11 protein-coding genes and 1 riboswitch are annotated in these 17,039 nt (G+C 57.7%); of the genes, 7 read left to right on the forward strand and 4 right to left on the reverse strand.

Going from position 1 to position 17,039, the window contains the following annotated elements:
* Window positions 1–55: 55 nt before the first annotated feature.
* Complete coding sequence (locus F3J26_RS02415) at window positions 56–1,651, forward strand: ABC-F family ATPase (RefSeq protein WP_008455235.1); 1,596 nt, start codon at window positions 56–58, stop codon at window positions 1,649–1,651.
* A gap of 102 nt (window positions 1,652–1,753) precedes the next feature.
* Here the strand turns inward: F3J26_RS02415 and F3J26_RS02420 are convergent, their stop codons facing one another.
* Both F3J26_RS02420 and F3J26_RS02425 read right to left on the reverse strand, forming a co-directional pair.
* Window positions 1,754–4,117, reverse strand: coding sequence for a TIM-barrel domain-containing protein (locus tag F3J26_RS02420; RefSeq protein ID WP_166991078.1), 2,364 nt, complete (start codon window positions 4,115–4,117; stop codon window positions 1,754–1,756).
* Window positions 4,118–4,131: 14 nt separating this feature from the next.
* Window positions 4,132–5,433, reverse strand: coding sequence for an MFS transporter (locus F3J26_RS02425; RefSeq protein ID WP_008455232.1), 1,302 nt, complete (start codon window positions 5,431–5,433; stop codon window positions 4,132–4,134).
* A gap of 295 nt (window positions 5,434–5,728) precedes the next feature.
* On the opposite strand from F3J26_RS02425, the gene F3J26_RS02430 reads away from it, so the two are divergent.
* Both F3J26_RS02430 and F3J26_RS02435 read left to right on the forward strand, forming a co-directional pair.
* Window positions 5,729–6,799 carry a substrate-binding domain-containing protein gene (locus F3J26_RS02430; protein WP_166991081.1) on the forward strand — a complete coding sequence of 357 codons (1,071 nt, stop codon included), beginning with the start codon at window positions 5,729–5,731 and terminating at the stop codon, window positions 6,797–6,799.
* A 91-nt stretch (window positions 6,800–6,890) separates the two neighbouring features.
* Window positions 6,891–7,063: riboswitch (M-box (ykoK) riboswitch) on the forward strand.
* A gap of 72 nt (window positions 7,064–7,135) precedes the next feature.
* Window positions 7,136–8,182 (forward strand): magnesium transporter, encoded by a 1,047-nt coding sequence (locus tag F3J26_RS02435; RefSeq protein ID WP_008455228.1) that lies wholly within the window; start codon window positions 7,136–7,138, stop codon window positions 8,180–8,182.
* Between the two features lie 35 nt (window positions 8,183–8,217).
* On the opposite strand, the gene moeB is transcribed toward F3J26_RS02435, so the two are convergent.
* Window positions 8,218–8,964: a molybdopterin-synthase adenylyltransferase MoeB gene (moeB, locus tag F3J26_RS02440; RefSeq protein WP_008455226.1), complete on the reverse strand. Its 747-nt coding sequence runs from the start codon at window positions 8,962–8,964 to the stop codon at window positions 8,218–8,220.
* 1 nt (window position 8,965) lies between these two features.
* Window positions 8,966–10,198, reverse strand: a complete 1,233-nt coding sequence (moeA, locus tag F3J26_RS02445) for a molybdopterin molybdotransferase MoeA (protein ID WP_166991084.1) — start codon at window positions 10,196–10,198, stop codon at window positions 8,966–8,968.
* Window positions 10,199–10,441: 243 nt separating this feature from the next.
* On the opposite strand from moeA, the gene F3J26_RS02450 reads away from it, so the two are divergent.
* The 4 genes from F3J26_RS02450 (at window position 10,442) to gsiB (ending at window position 16,978) form a co-directional block, all read left to right on the forward strand.
* Entirely contained in the window at window positions 10,442–12,385 is a 1,944-nt protein-coding gene (locus tag F3J26_RS02450) for an autotransporter outer membrane beta-barrel domain-containing protein (RefSeq protein ID WP_502706579.1), read from the forward strand.
* 214 nt (window positions 12,386–12,599) lie between these two features.
* Window positions 12,600–13,553, forward strand: a complete 954-nt coding sequence (iaaA, locus tag F3J26_RS02455) for a beta-aspartyl-peptidase (RefSeq protein ID WP_166991090.1) — start codon at window positions 12,600–12,602, stop codon at window positions 13,551–13,553.
* Window positions 13,553–15,427: a glutathione ABC transporter ATP-binding protein GsiA gene (gene gsiA / locus F3J26_RS02460; protein ID WP_166991093.1), complete on the forward strand. Its 1,875-nt coding sequence runs from the start codon at window positions 13,553–13,555 to the stop codon at window positions 15,425–15,427. Before iaaA ends, gsiA begins: the two co-directional genes overlap by 1 nt.
* Window positions 15,428–15,439: 12 nt before the next feature.
* On the forward strand, window positions 15,440–16,978 hold the full coding sequence (gene gsiB, locus F3J26_RS02465) for a glutathione ABC transporter substrate-binding protein GsiB (protein WP_166991096.1): 1,539 nt from the start codon (window positions 15,440–15,442) through the stop codon (window positions 16,976–16,978).
* The last annotated feature ends 61 nt before the right edge of the window (window positions 16,979–17,039 follow it).

The following is a 17,039-nucleotide window of genomic DNA, read 5'->3' on the forward strand; positions in this document are numbered from 1 at the left end:
TGTGGCCGAAATCACATTCCAAAATCTCGACAACTTATTTCTCCAGGACATACCAGTGCTTGTATCCAGCAACGTTACCATGCAGTTTGGCAGCAAACCGCTGTTCGAAAATATCTCCGTTAAATTTGGCGGCGGCAACCGTTACGGCCTGATTGGCGCGAACGGAAGCGGCAAATCCACGTTCATGAAAATCCTCGGCGGGGACTTAGAGCCAACGCTTGGCAACGTTTCTCTCGACCCAAACGAGCGTATCGGTAAGCTGCGTCAGGATCAGTTCGCCTTCGAAAAATTCACCGTACTCGACACCGTTATCATGGGCCACGGCGAGCTGTGGGAAGTGAAGCAGGAACGCGACCGCATTTATGCCCTGCCTGAGATGAGCGAAGAAGACGGTTACAAAGTTGCCGACCTCGAAGTGAAATACGGCGAGATGGACGGCTACACCGCAGAAGCGCGTGCCGGTGAATTGCTGCTTGGCGTGGGCATTCCGCTGGAGCAGCACTACGGCCCGATGAGCGAAGTTGCTCCAGGCTGGAAGCTGCGCGTGCTGCTGGCGCAGGCGCTGTTCTCTAACCCGGACATCCTGCTGCTCGACGAACCAACGAACAACCTGGACATCGACACCATCCGTTGGCTGGAGCAGACGCTGAACGAACGCGACAGCACCATGATCATTATCTCGCACGACCGTCACTTCCTGAATATGGTCTGCACCCATATGGCTGACCTGGACTACGGCGAGCTGCGCGTTTACCCTGGCAACTACGACGAGTACATGACGGCGGCAACTCAGGCTCGCGAGCGCCTGCTGGCGGACAACGCGAAGAAGAAAGCGCAGATTGCAGACCTGCAATCCTTCGTTAGCCGCTTTAGCGCCAACGCCTCCAAATCTCGCCAGGCCACCTCCCGTGCCCGTCAGATTGATAAAATCAAGCTGGATGAAGTTAAGGCGTCCAGCCGTCAGAACCCGTTCATCCGCTTCGAGCAGGATAAGAAACTGTTCCGTAACGCCCTTGAAGTTGAAGCCGTGACCAAAGGGTTTGAGAACGGCCCGCTGTTTAAAAACTTCAACCTGCTGCTGGAAGTGGGCGAGAAGATTGCCATTTTGGGTGCCAACGGCGTGGGTAAATCTACCATGCTGAAAACCCTGGTCGGCGAGCTGACCCCGGAAAACGGCAGCGTGAAGTGGTCTGAAAATGCTCAGATTGGCTACTACGCCCAGGATCATGAATACGAGTTCGAAAACGATCTGACCGTCTTTGACTGGATGAGCCAGTGGAAGCAGGAAGGCGACGACGAACAGGCGGTGCGCAGCATCCTGGGTCGTCTACTGTTCAGCCAGGACGACATCAAGAAGCCGGCCAAAGTCCTTTCCGGGGGCGAGAAGGGCCGTATGCTGTTCGGCAAGCTGATGATGGAAAAACCAAACATCCTGATCATGGATGAACCAACGAACCACCTGGATATGGAATCCATCGAGTCGCTGAACATGGCGCTGGAAATGTACCAGGGGACGCTGATCTTCGTTTCCCACGACCGTGAGTTTGTTAGCTCGCTGGCAACCCGCGTGCTGGAAATTACCCCAGAGCGCGTGATTGACTTCACCGGCGGCTACGAAGATTACCTGCGTAGCAAAGGGATCGATGGGTAATTTTACCCTCTCCCTAAAAGGGAGAGGGAATAGATTGTGTACTGTTCTGCCCTGTTGTTTTCCCCCTCGCCCCTTTGGGGAGAGGGCCGGGGTGAGGGGCAATTACAGCCCCCATACCTCGCATTCCACGCCGTTCACCAGCAATCGACGTCTTTCTCCCTCAGGCAAAGACAGCTTAATCTCGCGCCACGCGGGCAAATAATCCCCCTTGCGGCTAAAGGCCACGTTAATCTCGTTGGCTGAGCAGGTTATTTCCCAGCTAAGCCAGAGCGCGTTGCCTTCTTTATAGCCCCAGGATTCTCCGTCATCCTCAAACAACACGCCGTGGGACGTCCCGGTGCCCTGCAGCGGGTAAATTTTTAGCTCACGGACGGTATCGTCCTGCGGGGAAACGTAGCTGATGCGTTCGCTGTGAGGCAGAGCCGCACCGGCGCGAACCAGCAATGGCAAACGCTCAAGCGGGGCGGGCAGGGTGATGGTCTGGCCGCCGCTAAACCACTGGCCGGAATAATAGTCGTACCAGCCGTGCTCATTGGCCGGCAGCCATAAAGTACGTTCGCGTTGTCCTGGCTCCACCACGCTTGCCACCAGAAGATCCCGGCCCAGCAGGAACTCATCGCATTCATCAAACGTCTTCACGTCATGTTCATGGTCGAGGAACGTCGGCCTCAGCATGGGTTCATCATCCGAGTGTGCCTGCCAAAGCAGCGTGTAGAAATAGGGCAGCAGGCGATAACGCAGCTCAATGGCGCTGCGGATGGCCGGAGTCACCGCCGGATACATCCAGGGTTCGTTCACGGTGTGGTCATCATTCCACGAATGGATGGTGAAGCGCGGGTGCATCACGCCGTTCTGAACCCAGCGCACGAAAAGCTCGGCGTCAGGTTTGTCGCCCGAAAAACCGCCAACGTCATGCCCGACGTTAAACAGGCCGGACAGGCTCATGCCGACGCCCATCCGCGTGTTGTAACGCAGCGTATCCCAGCTGGTGCGGTTGTCGCCGCTCCACGTCTGGACGTAGCGCTGCATCCCGGCGCAACCGGAACGGGAAATCAGATATGGGCGTTTTTCCGGGGAAAATTTCTGCTGAGCCTCCATCGAAGCGCGCATCATCAGCAGCGGCATGACCGGGCGAATATGTTTGATGGCTATCGGCTGGCCAAAGCCGTGACAGCGCGCTTCCCCGTCCCACACTTCGTATTCGTTGTTGTCGTTCCAGGTGGAGCCAATGCCCATTTCCAGCAGCTGTGTGGTGACGCCAGCCTGCCACCACTTCACCGTGGCCGGGTTGGTGAAGTCCAGATGAGAGCCTTCATCGTCCCAGAAGCTGGAGTGTTCCGGCGCATCGGATTCCGAATCTTTGATAAACAGCCCGTCTTTGGCAACCTCCTCATAACGCGGATGATCCTGCAGCAGACAAGGCTTGATGTTGGCCGCAAGGCGGATCCCGGCCGCCATAAACGCCTGGCTCATCACCTTCGGCTGCGGCACCTTTTCATAATTCCAGTTAAACACGTAGCGTTTGTTATTGATGGAGGTGTAGCCCGACGAAAGCTGGAATGAGTCGCACGGAATCGCGTGCTGCTGGCTCAGCCGAATGAAGTTCATCAGCTGATTTTGGGCGTCGGGTGCGTCGGTGTAATGCATCGTTGAGCCGCTGTAGCCGAGGCTCCATTTTGGCCCGAAGAAGGTTTTCCCGGTCAGGCGCACGAAGGCCTTGGTGACGTCCAGCACGCGCGGGCCGAGAAACAGGTAATAGTCCAGATCGCCGGCTTCTGCCTGCCAGCGGCGATAGGCCAGATGATAGTTGTCTATCTCGTTGCCCAGATCCAGCCAGCAGCTGCTCAGGTTGTCATAGAACAGGCCAAAGCTGACGTCGTCCCGGCGCGTAATAGTGAAGGGAATATGCTTGTAAAGCGGGTCGGTCGACACCGCGTTATAGCCCATTGCGTCCAGATTACGCATCTCATAGCGCCTGCCGGTGCGGTTAAGCGGCCCGGCTTTTTCACCCAGCCCGTAAAAGCGCTCCCCGGCAAAGCGCCGCTGATAGTGGGCCACGCCATCGCCGTGAGCGTTAAGCTGGTAGGCGCTGGTGGGGCGATCGCAGGCGAGAGGCAGCCATTCGCCCTGGGCGGATTTGTATTCCCACTCCAGATAAAGCGGCTGGCGCACGGTCACGCGCAGGCTTTCGCTACTGATAATGAGCCTATCCGATTGCTGTTCCAGCGTGAAGCCGGGCAGGGTAAACCCGGCGTGGCTTTCGCGGTCGCGCCCCTCCCACGGGACATCCTGCTGCGGGGCGATGCTCCAGGTGCGGTCCAGCGCCAGGCCCTGTTGACGTTTAATCAGCACGCGAAACAGCTTATCTTCCAGCACATACAGGTGCAGCGAATGCTTGCCGTCGAGGGTCAGGATAACCTGGCTGTCATCTTGTTTTGCGAGCGTCCAGTTCTTAAGTGTTTTCATGAGAGACCATCCATTCAGGTGCGTTTTGCGCGGCGTTCGGCGATAAATGCCACCAGGAACACCGCGCCGATCAGATCAAAAAAGCCCATGGCGATAAACAGCGGGTTGAAGCCAATCTTGTCGGCGGTCACGCCGATGATCAGAGAGAAGATAAAGCTGGCAATCCAGGCCGCCGAACCGCGCATGCCGTTGACGGTGGCCATCTGGCCTTTATCAAAAGAGTCCACCACCAGCGCGCTGAGCATGCAGGAGATAATCTGGTGCCCGAAGCCGCCGATGGAGATAAGCAGGATGGCAATCCAGGGATCTTTGGTGACGGCGACCAGCGCCAGAGAAAGCATCAGGAACGCGCCGGTTACCGAACTCGCCACCACGGAATTGGTGCGCGAGCAGCCAAAAATACGGACGTAAACTTTGGTCAGATAGCCGCTGGCAATGCTGCCGATATCGGCAGCGAGGAACGGCAGCCAGGCGAACATAGCAATCTGTTTGAGATCCATTCCGCGTTCGTTGGCCAGGTAAAGCGGAACCCAAAAGCTCAGGACCGCCCAGGCGGGTTCCGCCATAAAAGCTGGAATGGCGATGCCGTAAAAGCGTTTATTTTTGGAGACGGTTTTCAGGGCGGTGAAAAACGGCAGTTTCACGGCGGGCGGCTCGTTGTCCTGCTTGATGAACGCCAGTTCTTCCTTGCTCAGGTTCGGGTGCTGTTCCGGGTTGTGGTAAAACAGCCACCACAGCACAACCCACCCTAGCGCCAGCGCGCCGCTGAACATAAAGGCACCCTGCCAGCCAAAAAAACTGTGGGCAAAATAGATAATCGGCGGAGCCAGCATTGCGCCGATGGAAAAGCCCACCCCGGCCCAGCCTGCGGCAATCGGTCGCTCTTTTTTCGGGAACCATTCACCCAGCGTTTTGGCGTTGGCGGGCGTGGCTGCGGCCTCCGCGCCGCCCATCATGAAGCGCAAAATAGCCAGCTGTAACCAGCTCCCGGCGCCGGCATGCAGCATGCACATCACCGCCCAGATGCTGGCGCAGATCAGAAAGCCGATCTTCAGGCCAATCACGTCGATCAGCCAGCCGCAGAGAGGCTGGAACAGGGTATAGGCCAGCTGAAAAGCACCGACTATCCAGGAATATTGTTCGGTAGTAATGCCGAGGGAGGTTTTCAGTTCAGGCGCCAGGATCCCCAGCGCATTACGCGTGATGTAATTCACGGTGACGCCAAGTAAGAACAGAACCAGAACCCACCAGCGCAAATGTCGGAAAACGCGTCCTGCCTTAACGGCGGTTATCGGTTGGTCGATGCCATGACTCATAGTTCACTCCACCTTGTAGGGTAATTAGTAGAATTGGTATGCCACTATTTTTGGCGATGGGTGTAATTTAATTATTTGATTTTTATATTTTTAATTTTATTTTCACTTTCAGTGAGAACCTTATTGGTTAACAAAATGGAGCGTAATTGAGTTATCAGCCAACCAATAGCGCAATTTTTGCAAATATTTTCACTATCTCGATCCGACGCGAAGAAATAACGCTAAATCTCCGGCACTATGGCGTACTCGCAGTCATGAAAATTTTTTCATTTCACAAACGGGCGTCGATCACAAAATGAGTAAAACGCTAAAAATCACCGAAATTGCCGCGCAAACGGGGCTGTCGATAAGCACCGTTTCCCGCGTGCTGGCGGGTAAGGGGAATACCAGCGAGTCGGCCCGCCAGCGGGTACTGGCCTGCGCCAAAGCTAAGGGGGTATTACAGGGCATTGCCGCGGGCAGATTATTGGTCAACAGCCTGGTGGTTTTTGCGCCCCGTCGGGCGTTTGATGAGCGGCTGGACGTCTTCTACTACCGGGTGATGCAGGGCATCGGCAAGGCGCTGGTGCCTCACGACGCCAGGCTGCGCTTCTGCGCGCTGGAAGAGAATGACAGCGATACCGGACTGTTTCTCAGCAAGATGAACGAGGCGGAAACCGAAGCGGCCATTCTGCTGGGGATTGATGATCCGCACATCCACGATCTGGCGGCGGATCTGGGCAAGCCTTGCGTGCTGATCAACTGCCAGGATCGCAAAATGCGTCTTTCAGGCGTGGCGCCGGATCACCTGATGACCGGCCGCTTTGCCGCAAATTATCTGTTCGACATGGGGCATAAAGGCGTACTGACGGTAATGTGCCTGCGTCGCTACACCATGGAACAGCGCCTGGCCGGGATTCGGGATGCGTGGGACAGCCGTAATTTGTCGTTTGATGAGACCCGGCATTTGTTAGTCGCCCAAAGCTTCGGTGCCAAAGAGAGCGAGGCCTTAATCAGCGACTATCTGGCCGTTACGCCGCGGCCGGCCTGGCCGAGCGCGCTGTTAGTCGGCGGCGATTTTATGGCGGCAGGTGCCGTTAGTGCTCTGCAAAAAGCAGGGCTGCGCGTGCCGCAGGATATGTCAGTAATGAGCATCGATGGCTTTAACCTGGCCGAAATCCATGACGTGCCTTTAACCTCGGTTCATGTTCCCAGGGACGAGCTGGGTGAGGAGGCGGTTCAACTGCTGCAGCAGCGCCTGATGCGCCCGGAAGCGCCGGTGGTGAATATTCTGTTGGGCGGTACGCTAAAGGTGCAGGCGTCAGTGCGGCGCGTGGGAGCGGGGAAGGGTCGACCGGCGGTGACCAGCGATAAACTCTACGACTGAGCAGAAAAAAAGCATAAATAAACCCTAAACAGCGCAGGTTCTTTGCCTTGCGCCCGAAGTTTAAATCCCTACTATAGGCCGCGGAAGACTTGCAGTATCTCGTTAGGCGAGGCTCCTGTACAAACATAGGTTGCTGATCTGACGACGTCGAGAGACGCCCAAGATTAGGACAGGTTATATCGAGCGAAGGTATAACCCCAGGTAACTTCCCCCGCTTTAGGGGATACGTTGTGCAGTGCTAAAACCGAGACATGGAGATAGCGTCAGCACTCTCATATCTTGCTTCGCCCCAGGATGAGGACTGTTTATTTTTAAAACAGTAACCGGGGAAAAATCATGACCTTTTCAACTAATACCTCAGCGCACACCCGCGCTTCACTGGCCGTGTCCGTCAAACTGCCATCCTCAGACTCACAAAACACCGTGCTGGCTTACCTGAGCCAGGATTACATCGCTTTACCGCCGGGCACTTCGGTGCAGGATGCGCAGGCGTTGTTCTGTTCGGGCATTAAAAATGAGCAGATCCCGTCGCAGATATTTGTGGTGGACGACGATGCTCATTTGTTTGGCCTCGTGCCGGTAAAATCACTGCTGCAGGCCGACAAAGAGGCGCTACTCAGTGATCTGATGCGGCCCGTGGCGTTCTCATTAACGCCGGAAAAAACGCGGCATGAAGCCTGCGTGGATATTAAAAAGGCGGGCGCTAACTACATCCCTGTTTTGAGCTACGGCAAGCTGAAAGGCGTGCTGGGCCCGCAGGAAATCGCTCAGCTGCTTGAGGACGAAAACACGCTGGACAGCCAGCTGCAGGGCGCGTCGTCGCCGCTGGAAACGCCCTATCTGCAAAGTAGCGTCTTTACGCTGTGGCGCAAAAGATCGGTCTGGCTGCTGCTGCTGTTTGTGGCCGAGGCTTACACCAGCTCGGTGATTAAATCGTTTGAAGATCAGCTTGAGGCGGCGATTGCGCTGGCGTTCTTTATCCCGTTGCTGATTGGCACCGGCGGCAATACCGGCACACAAATTACCTCGACGCTGGTCAGGGCGATGGCGCTCGGCGAAGTGGGGCTAAAGGATTTGGGCGCTATTTTGCGCAAGGAGATCTCGGCCTCGGTGCTCATTGCCTTAACCATTGGCACCGCCGGGTTTATTCGGGCCTGGATGCTGGGCGTGGGTATGGAAGTGATGATGGTGGTCAGCCTGACGCTCATCGCCATCACCGTCTGGAGCGCGATTGTTTCTTCGATTATTCCGATGCTGCTTCGTAAGGTGAATATCGATCCGGCCGTGGTGTCGGCGCCGTTTATCACCACCTTAATCGACGGAACCGGGCTGCTGATTTACTTCGAAATTGCCAAGGTGATGCTCACCGATCTGGCGGTCTAAAAATAACGGGGATAATGATATCCCCGTTTTCGTTTCTACCCGCACACTTCACACTGCGGGTTACGTGCCAGCTTCATCTCTCTGAACTGACAGGTCATCGCATCGTAAAGCACGATTTTCCCGCGCGCTGGGGTGCCGTAGTTTGCCAGCAGCTTGATGGCCTCCATGGCTTCCAGCGAGCCGATAATCCCGACCAGCGGGGCCATAACGCCAGCCTCAACGCAGCTCAGCGTACTTTCGCCAAACAGACGGCTCAGGCAGCGGTAGCAGGGCTCGTTATCCTGATACGTGAAGACGCTAATCTGGCCCTCCATGCGAATGGCCGCCCCGGACACCAGCGGGATCTTATGCTGATGGCAGCCGCGATTGAGCTGGTTGCGTATAGCCACGTTATCCGTGCAGTCCAGCACCACATCGTGGCGGGCGATTAACCCGGAAAGCTGAGGGTATTCGAGCATCGCATTGACGGTGTCGAGTTGGATATGCGGATTAATCGCCGCCAGTGAATCCCGCGCGGAATCCACCTTCGGTTTGCCAATTGTGGCATCGCTGTGCAGCGTTTGCCGCTGGAGATTTGAGAGCGAAACGGTGTCGAAATCGAGCAGCGTGAGCTGGCCCACGCCCGCGGCCGCCAGATACTGTGCCGCCGCGCAGCCCAGCCCGCCCAGCCCGACGATGAGCACTCGCGAAGCCTTAAGCTTTTCCTGGCCGTCAAAGTCAAAGCCGCGCAGCACAATCTGGCGGTTGTAGCGCAGCATCTCCTCATCGCTAAGCTCGACCATTTCAGCCTCCGAACAGCGGATTAAACGGTTCGACCTCAACCCATTCCCCGGCCTCTACGTTGCCGCGTTCGCGCTCCAGCACCACAAAACAGTTGGCCTGGCTGAAGGAGCTGAAAATATGCGATCCCTGATGCCCGGTGCTTAACACTTCCAGGTCGCCTTGCTCATTGCGGCGAAGAATGCCGCGCTGGAAGTCGAGGCGGCCAGGGGATTTCTTCAGCTTGCCGACGTTGCGAACGCGCATGCGCGGCGGCAGAGGGCTGGCGATTTGCCCGCTCAGCTTCGCCAGCAGCGGCTGCACTAGCTGGTAGAACGTCAGAGCGGCGGAAACCGGGTTGCCCGGCAGACCGCAGAACCAGCTGTTTTTCAGGCGTCCAAAGGCAAACGGTTTGCCCGGTTTAATCGCCAGCTTCCAGAAGCCGACTTCGCCCAGTTCTTCGAGGATTTGTTTGGTGTAATCGGCTTCGCCCACGGAAACACCGCCGCTGCTGATGACCACATCTGCCCGGCTGTCCGCTTCGTTAAACACCGCGCGAAGGGCCGCCTGGTCATCCCGAACGATGCCGAGGTCGATCACTTCGCAGCCCAGCTGCTCCAGCATGACGTGCACCGCCAGGCGGTTGGTATCGTAGATTTGGCCTTCGGCCAGCGGCTGGCCCGGAAGTTGGAGTTCATCGCCGGTGGAGAACACCGCCGCACGCACTTTGCGAAAGACCTTCACTTCCGGGATGCCCAGCGAGGCAATCAGCGGCAGTTCGGCGGCGGTTAATTTCACGCCTGCGGCCAGCACGCTGGCGCCCTGATGGATATCCTCACCGCGACGGCGAATATTCTGGCCGTTCTTCACCGGAGCGTTAAAACGCACGCCGCTTTCGGTGACTTCCGTCTCTTCCTGCATCACAACGGCTTCAGCTCCGACAGGGATCGGCGCGCCGGTCATGATGCGCACGCAGGTGCCTGCAGGCCATTCACCGCTAAACGGTTGTCCGGCGAAGGCTTTCCCGGCGACGGGCAGTGCGCCCCCGGCTTTGATATCCGCCAGCCGCACCGCGTAGCCGTCCATCGCTGAGTTATCGAAACCGGGGACATCCAGCGGCGAGACCACCGGGGACGCCGTGACGCGGCCCGTGGCCAGCAGCAGCGGCAGGGTTTCTGTTTCAGACAACGGATGAATACGGGACAGCATCTGTTCAAGTGCGGTTTCAAGCGGGATCAGCCCGGCGGTAAATTCCATTCATGACTCCTGGGGCAGGGGCAAAATAAGGCCTTAGTATGGCAGAAAACGCCGCCTGACGGCATGTCTGGGATCAGCAAAAACCTTTCGTCAGTGGTCGGACATGCGTTACATCACGTTGTCACGTTTCTTCTTTACGCTCGGCCTGCGTGTCAATCGCCATTGGCTATAGTCATTGTGGCTAATAAAAAACCTTGCAAGGAAGAACTGATGATAAGCAAACAAAAAGCATTCAAATTCAGTATGCTGGCCGCCGCTGTGGGCTTCACCTCATCTGCATTTGCCTTTGATTCCCTCACCGTTTTTGGCGACAGCCTCAGCGATACCGGCAACAACGGGCGCTGGACCTGGAACAGCAGCCAGAACAAGCTCTATGACGAGCAGCTCGCCGCACATTATGGCCTGACGCTGACGCCTTCCCGCGAAGGTGGGAGCAACTATGCCGCAGGCGGGGGCACCGCTGTGCCCGCGCTTAATCCGGCCGATAATACGCAAAGCCAGGTTCAGCGCTACCTGAGCCAGACCGGTGGGCGGGCGGATGGCAACGGCTTATATATTCACTGGATCGGTGGCAACGATCTTGCCGCGGCCGCCACTCAGCCTGCGCTGGCGCAGGGGATAGCGGCCAATAGCGCGGCCAACGCCGCCGCTCAGGTGGGGGCTTTGCTTGATGCGGGCGCCGGGCTGGTGGTGGTGCCGAACGTTCCGAATATCGGCGCCACGCCAACGCTAATGGAACTGGTACTCAGCGCCGGGCTTGGGGCGGCGGCCACGCCTGCGATTCAGGCTGCCTATGCGTCTTTGGATGCGGCACAAACGCCTGACCTGGCGAGTCGTCAGCAGGCGATTCATCAGGCACTGCAGGCGGCGGCTTCCGTTGTCAGTGCCAATCCGCTCGTTCAGCAAGGGGTAGCCGCGCAGCTGATAGCCGCCTACGATCGGGCCGTGCAGCAGGCCGCTTTGCTTACCACGTTCTACAACAGCGCCGAAGATCAGGCCCTGCTGCAGCATGGGGGGAATATCGCCCGGGCGGATATCAACGGTGTCTTCCAGGAGATTCTGGCTAATCCTGAGGCCTTCGGTCTGACAAACAGCGCCGGGATGGCCTGCCCGCCGGGCGTGGCGGCGACCGACTGCACCAGCTCCACGCCGGGATTTAACGCCGCGCAGGATTATCTGTTTGCCGATCATTTCCACCCGAGCCCGCAGGTTCACAGCATCATTGCCGAGTACATTGAGTCGATTATCGTCGCGCCCGTCCAGGTCACTCGCCTGAACCAGGGCACGCAGGCGATGGTGCGCGGCAGCCGGGCAACGCTCGACAGCCGCTATCAGCAGTTGCGGCAGGGCGATAACGCCACAGGTTCACTGGGCGTATTTGGCGGCTACAGCGGCGGGTATCAGCGGTACAGCGGCAATAGCGAAACCGGCGACGGCAAAGGTAACACCAATAACCTGACGGTCGGTCTCGACTATCAGCTGAACGAAAACGTGGTGCTGGGCGGGCTGATCGCCGGTTCGCTGGACAATCAGCGCCCGGACGACGGCTACCGCTACGATACCCGAGGTTTTCAGGCGGCGCTCTTTGGCCAGCTTCGCGCGGGCCAGGCCTGGCTGAACGGGGACGTGCATTATCTCTCTGCCGACTTCACCAATATTCAGCGCGATATCACCCTGGGGCAGCTTACCCGCACGGAAAAAGGCGACACCGACGGCAGGCTGTATGGCGCGCGATTGACGGCTGGCTACGATATCCCCGTCACGGCCTGGCTAACCACGGGGCCGGTGCTGCAGTACGCCTGGGATTACAGCCACGTAAACGGCTACAGCGAAAATGGCAGCAGCAGCACGGCTATGCGCTTTGGCGACCAGAACGGCCATTCGCAAATCGGCAGCGCGGGCTGGCGCGTGGACACGAAGCTGGGCGTCATTAATCCCTGGGCGCAGGCAAGCTATCGCCATCAGTTCGGCGATGACAGTTATCGGGCGAACGGCGGCCTAAAATCCACGGCGCTGACCTTCAGCCGCAGCGGTGAACAGCTGGATAAAAACTGGGCCGATATCGCCGTCGGGGCAGATATGCCGCTTTCAAATACCGTGTCCGCATTCGCGGCGGTGGCACAAACGGCAGGCTTAAGCGACGGGAACCAGACCAGCTACAACGTGGGGATCAGCGCGAAGTTCTAAGATTTTGTTATTACCACAGAAATAGCGGCTTTGGTTTAATTGGCCGCTATTTCTCCTTCCCGCCAGGGCGGCAAAAGGCTTATAGAGTAAAGTCAATTTTCTTTACAACACTTTTACGTCTTTCTATATTCAAAAATCGTATCAATGTTTGGCAACGATTCTGATATTTATAGAAAAAACGCTGCCGGATATCACTTTCTACAGGCAATGCCGAATGACCAAAGCCGTTATCGCTATTCATGGCGGGGCCGGAGCCCTGACCCGCGCCCACCTGACGCCGGAAAAAGAGCTGCAGTTTATTAGCGCACTCTCCGACATTGTTGAAGCCGGGCAGCAGATCCTTGAACGCGGCGGCAGCGCGCTGGACGCGGTGACCGAGGCGGTGCGCCTGCTCGAAGAATGCCCGCTGTTCAACGCCGGGATAGGATCTGTGTTCACCAGTGAAGGTACACATGAGCTGGACGCCTGCGTGATGGATGGCAACAGCCTGAATGCCGGGGCGGTGGCGGGCGTGAGCCATATTCGCAACCCGATCCTGGCGGCAAGATTAGTGCTGGAAAACAGCCCGCACGTGCTGATGATTGGCGAAGGGGCGGAGCGTTTTGCCGCGCAGAATGGGCTTGAGCCGGTCGAAGCCACGCTCTTTTCGACCGAAGAACGCTATCAGCAGCTGCTGCGCGCCCGTGAAAGTCAACAGACTCTGCTGGATCATGACGGGGCTGAGCCGATTGATGCCGATAAAAAATTTGGCACGGTAGGCGCAGTGGCGCTGGATAAACTGGGGAATCTGGCGGCGGCAACGTCCACCGGCGGAATGACCAATAAACTGCCGGGCCGGGTAGGGGATTCTCCCTTAGTCGGCGCGGGCTGCTATGCCAACAACGCCAATGTGGCCGTGTCCTGCACCGGCACGGGCGAAGTTTTTATCCGCACGCTGGCGGCCTACGATATTGCGGCCCTGATGGAGTATGCCGGACTAAGTCTGCAGCAGGCCGTTGACCGCGTGGTGATGGAGAAACTGCCCGCGCTGGGCGGCAGCGGCGGCATGATTGCCATCGACAATCAGGGGAACGTCGCGCTGCCGTTTAACAGCGAAGGAATGTACCGTGGCTTTGGCTTTGTCGGCGATGCCCCGAACGTAGGAATTTATCGTGACCAGGAGAGTTAATGCCGCACAGTCATGAGCTACCGGACGAGCAGGTGCTTGCCGTTAGCGACCTCAATATTCGCTTTCGCCAACAGCAGCAGGTTGCCGACGCGGTACGCCACCTGTCGTTGACCCTTAACCGGGGCGAAACGCTGGCTATCGTGGGCGAGTCTGGTTCCGGGAAGTCGGTCACGGCGATGGCGCTGATGCGCCTGCTGGAGCAGGGCGGCGGGCAGGTTAGCTGCGACAAGCTGCTGCTGCGTCGGCGTAATAAAGAGGTGCTGAACCTGCCCGAGCTGAGCAACGCCCAGATGCGTCGCGTGCGCGGGGCGGATGTGGCCATGATTTTCCAGGAGCCGATGACCTCGCTTAATCCGGTGTTCACCGTGGGCGAACAAATCGCTGAGTCCATCCGTTTACATCAAAAGCTTGATGGACGTGCGGCGCTGGCGGAAGCAAAGCGCATGTTAGAACGCGTGCGTATTCCTGAAGCACAGGCCATCCTGAACCGCTATCCGCACCAGCTTTCCGGGGGGATGCGCCAGCGAGTGATGATTGCTATGGCGCTCTCCTGCCGCCCGGCCGTATTGATCGCCGATGAGCCGACAACTGCCCTCGACGTGACTATTCAGGCACAAATCCTGCAGCTTATTCGCGTTCTGCAGGATGAAATGCAGATGGGCGTCATTTTCATCACCCACGATATGGGCGTGGTGGCGGACATCGCCGACAGGGTGCTGGTGATGTACCGGGGGGAAGCGGTTGAAACCGGTACCGTGGAGCAAATATTCCAGAACCCGCAGCACGCCTACACCCAGGCTTTGCTGGCTGCCGTGCCAAGGCTTGGCGCCATGAACGGCAGCGATTTACCGCGCAAATTCCCGTTGATTGTCCCAGGCCAACCGAATCAGCAAGAGCCCGAAACCGAGCAGGATACGATTCCTCCCGGCGCGAAGCCGGTGCTTGAAGTTCGCGATCTGGTGACCCGCTTCCCGCTGCGTAGCGGAATATTCAACCGGGTGACGCGCCAGGTGCATGCCGTTGAAAAGGTGAGTTTTGATTTATTGCCCGGCGAAACGCTGGCGCTGGTGGGCGAGTCCGGCTGTGGTAAATCGACCACCGGGCGCTCGCTGCTGCGGCTGGTGGAAACCCAGGGCGGCACCATCACCTTTAACGGTCAGCGTATTGACAATTTGCCTAACGGCGAGCTGCAGCACGTTCGCAAAGACATTCAGTTTATTTTCCAGGATCCGTATGCCTCGCTGGATCCGCGCCAGACCTTCGGCTACTCCATTATGGAGCCGCTACTGGTGCACCATGCGATGCCTAAAGAAGAGGCCCAGCAGCGCGTCGCCTGGCTGCTTGAGCGAGTCGGTTTACAGCCTGAGCACGCGTGGCGTTACCCGCATGAGTTCTCCGGCGGCCAGCGGCAGAGGGTTTGTATTGCCCGCGCGCTGGCGCTGAACCCGAAGGTGGTGATTGCCGACGAGTCCGTCTCGGCGCTGGATGTGTCGATTCGGGCGCAAATCGTTAACCTGCTGCTCGACCTGCAGCGCGAATTTGGCATCGCTTTTCTGTTTATTTCCCACGACATGGCCGTCGTGGAACGCATCAGCCATCGCGTGGCGGTGATGTATCTGGGCCAGATTGTTGAAATTGGCCCGCGCCGCGCCGTGTTTGAAAACCCGCAGCATCCGTACACCCGCAAACTTATGGCGGCGGTACCGGTGGCTGACCCAACCCGCAAGGGACGCAAGCCTGTTTTAGTGTCTGATGAGATCCCCAGCGCCACACGCAGCCTGGGGGATGAACCGCACGTAGCACCGCTGGTTGCGGTGGGGCCGGGGCATTTTGTCGCCCGCCACCCCATCGGCAGCAGTGAAAATCGCCTATAAAGGAAAACAATAATGACAGCTAACACAACGCAAAAATGGCTGCTGGCGGCGGGACTTGCCTCCGCCGTTATCGCCACGCCCGCTTTCGCTGCTAAAGATGTCGTCGTAGCGGTGGCCTCAAACTTCACCACGCTCGATCCTTACGATGCGAATGACACACTGTCCCAGGCGGTGGCCAAATCGTTCTATCAGGGGCTGTTCGGGCTTGATAAAGACATGAAGCTGCAGAACGTGCTGGCAGAAAGCTACAAAGTGTCTGACGACGGCCTGGTGTACACCATCAAGCTGCGCACTGGCGTGAAGTTCCAGGACGGTACTGACTTCAATGCCGAGGCGGTAAAAGCGAACCTCGATCGCGCCAGCAACCCGGACAACCACCTCAAGCGCTACAACCTGTATAAAACCATTGCCAAAACGGAGGTGGTCGATCCTTCCACGGTGAAAATCACCTTAAAAGAGCCGTTCTCGGCGTTCATCAATATTCTGGCCCACCCGGCGACGGCGATGATCTCCCCGGCTGCGCTGCAAAAATACGGCAAAGATATCGGCTTCCATCCGGTAGGTACCGGCCCGTATCAGCTGGATACCTGGAACCAGACCGATTTTGTGAAGGTGAAGAAATTCGCCGGTTACTGGCAGCAAGGCCTGCCGAAGCTGGACAGCATTACCTGGCGCCCGGTCGTGGATAACAATACCCGTGCGGCGATGCTGCAAACCGGCGAGGCGCAGTTCGCGTTCCCGATCCCTTACGAGCAGGCGGGCGTGCTGGAGAAAAACAGCAAGCTTGAGCTGGTTGCCTCGCCGTCGATCATGCAGCGCTACATCAGCATGAACGTCACCCAAAAACCGTTTGATAACCCGAAAGTCCGCGAAGCCATCAACTATGCGATTAACCGCCAGGCGCTGGTGAAAGTGGCGTTCTCCGGCTTCGCTACGCCAGCAGAAGGCGTGGTGCCGCCGTCGCTTGCCTATGCCGAGAAATTCAAACCCTGGCCTTATGACCCAGCCAAAGCCAAAGCGCTGCTGAAAGAAGCGGGCTTCCCGAACGGCTTTGAAACCACGCTTTGGTCCTCGCACAACCACAGTACCGCGCAGAAAGTGCTGCAGTTTACCCAGCAGCAGTTGGCGCAGGTGGGTATCAAGGTGAAAGTGACGGCGATGGACGCCGGGCAGCGTGCTGCCGAAGTGGAAGCAAAAGGGCAGAAAGAGAGCGGCGTGAGAATGTTCTACACCGGCTGGTCGGCGTCAACCGGTGAAGCTGACTGGGCGCTGTCGCCGCTGTTTGCTTCCCAGAACTGGCCACCAACGCTGTTTAACACCGCGTTTTACAGCAATCCGCAGGTGGACAAAGACCTGGCCGATGCGCTGAAAACTACTCAACCGGAAGAGAAGGCGAAGCTGTACAAAGACGCGCAGGATACGATCTGGAAAGAGTCTCCGTGGGTGCCGCTGGTGGTGGAAAAACTGGTTTCTGCCCACAGCAAAAATCTCACCGGCTTCTATGTGATGCCGGATACCGGGTTTAGTTTTGATAATGCGGATTTGAAGTAGCGTGATAATGACCCTCACCCCGGCCCTCTCCCTAAAAGGGAGAGGGGGGAAAGCTAAGCCT

This window comes from Enterobacter sp. Ap-867 (assembly GCF_011752855.1).
Taxonomy (GTDB): Bacteria; Pseudomonadota; Gammaproteobacteria; order Enterobacterales; family Enterobacteriaceae; genus Cedecea.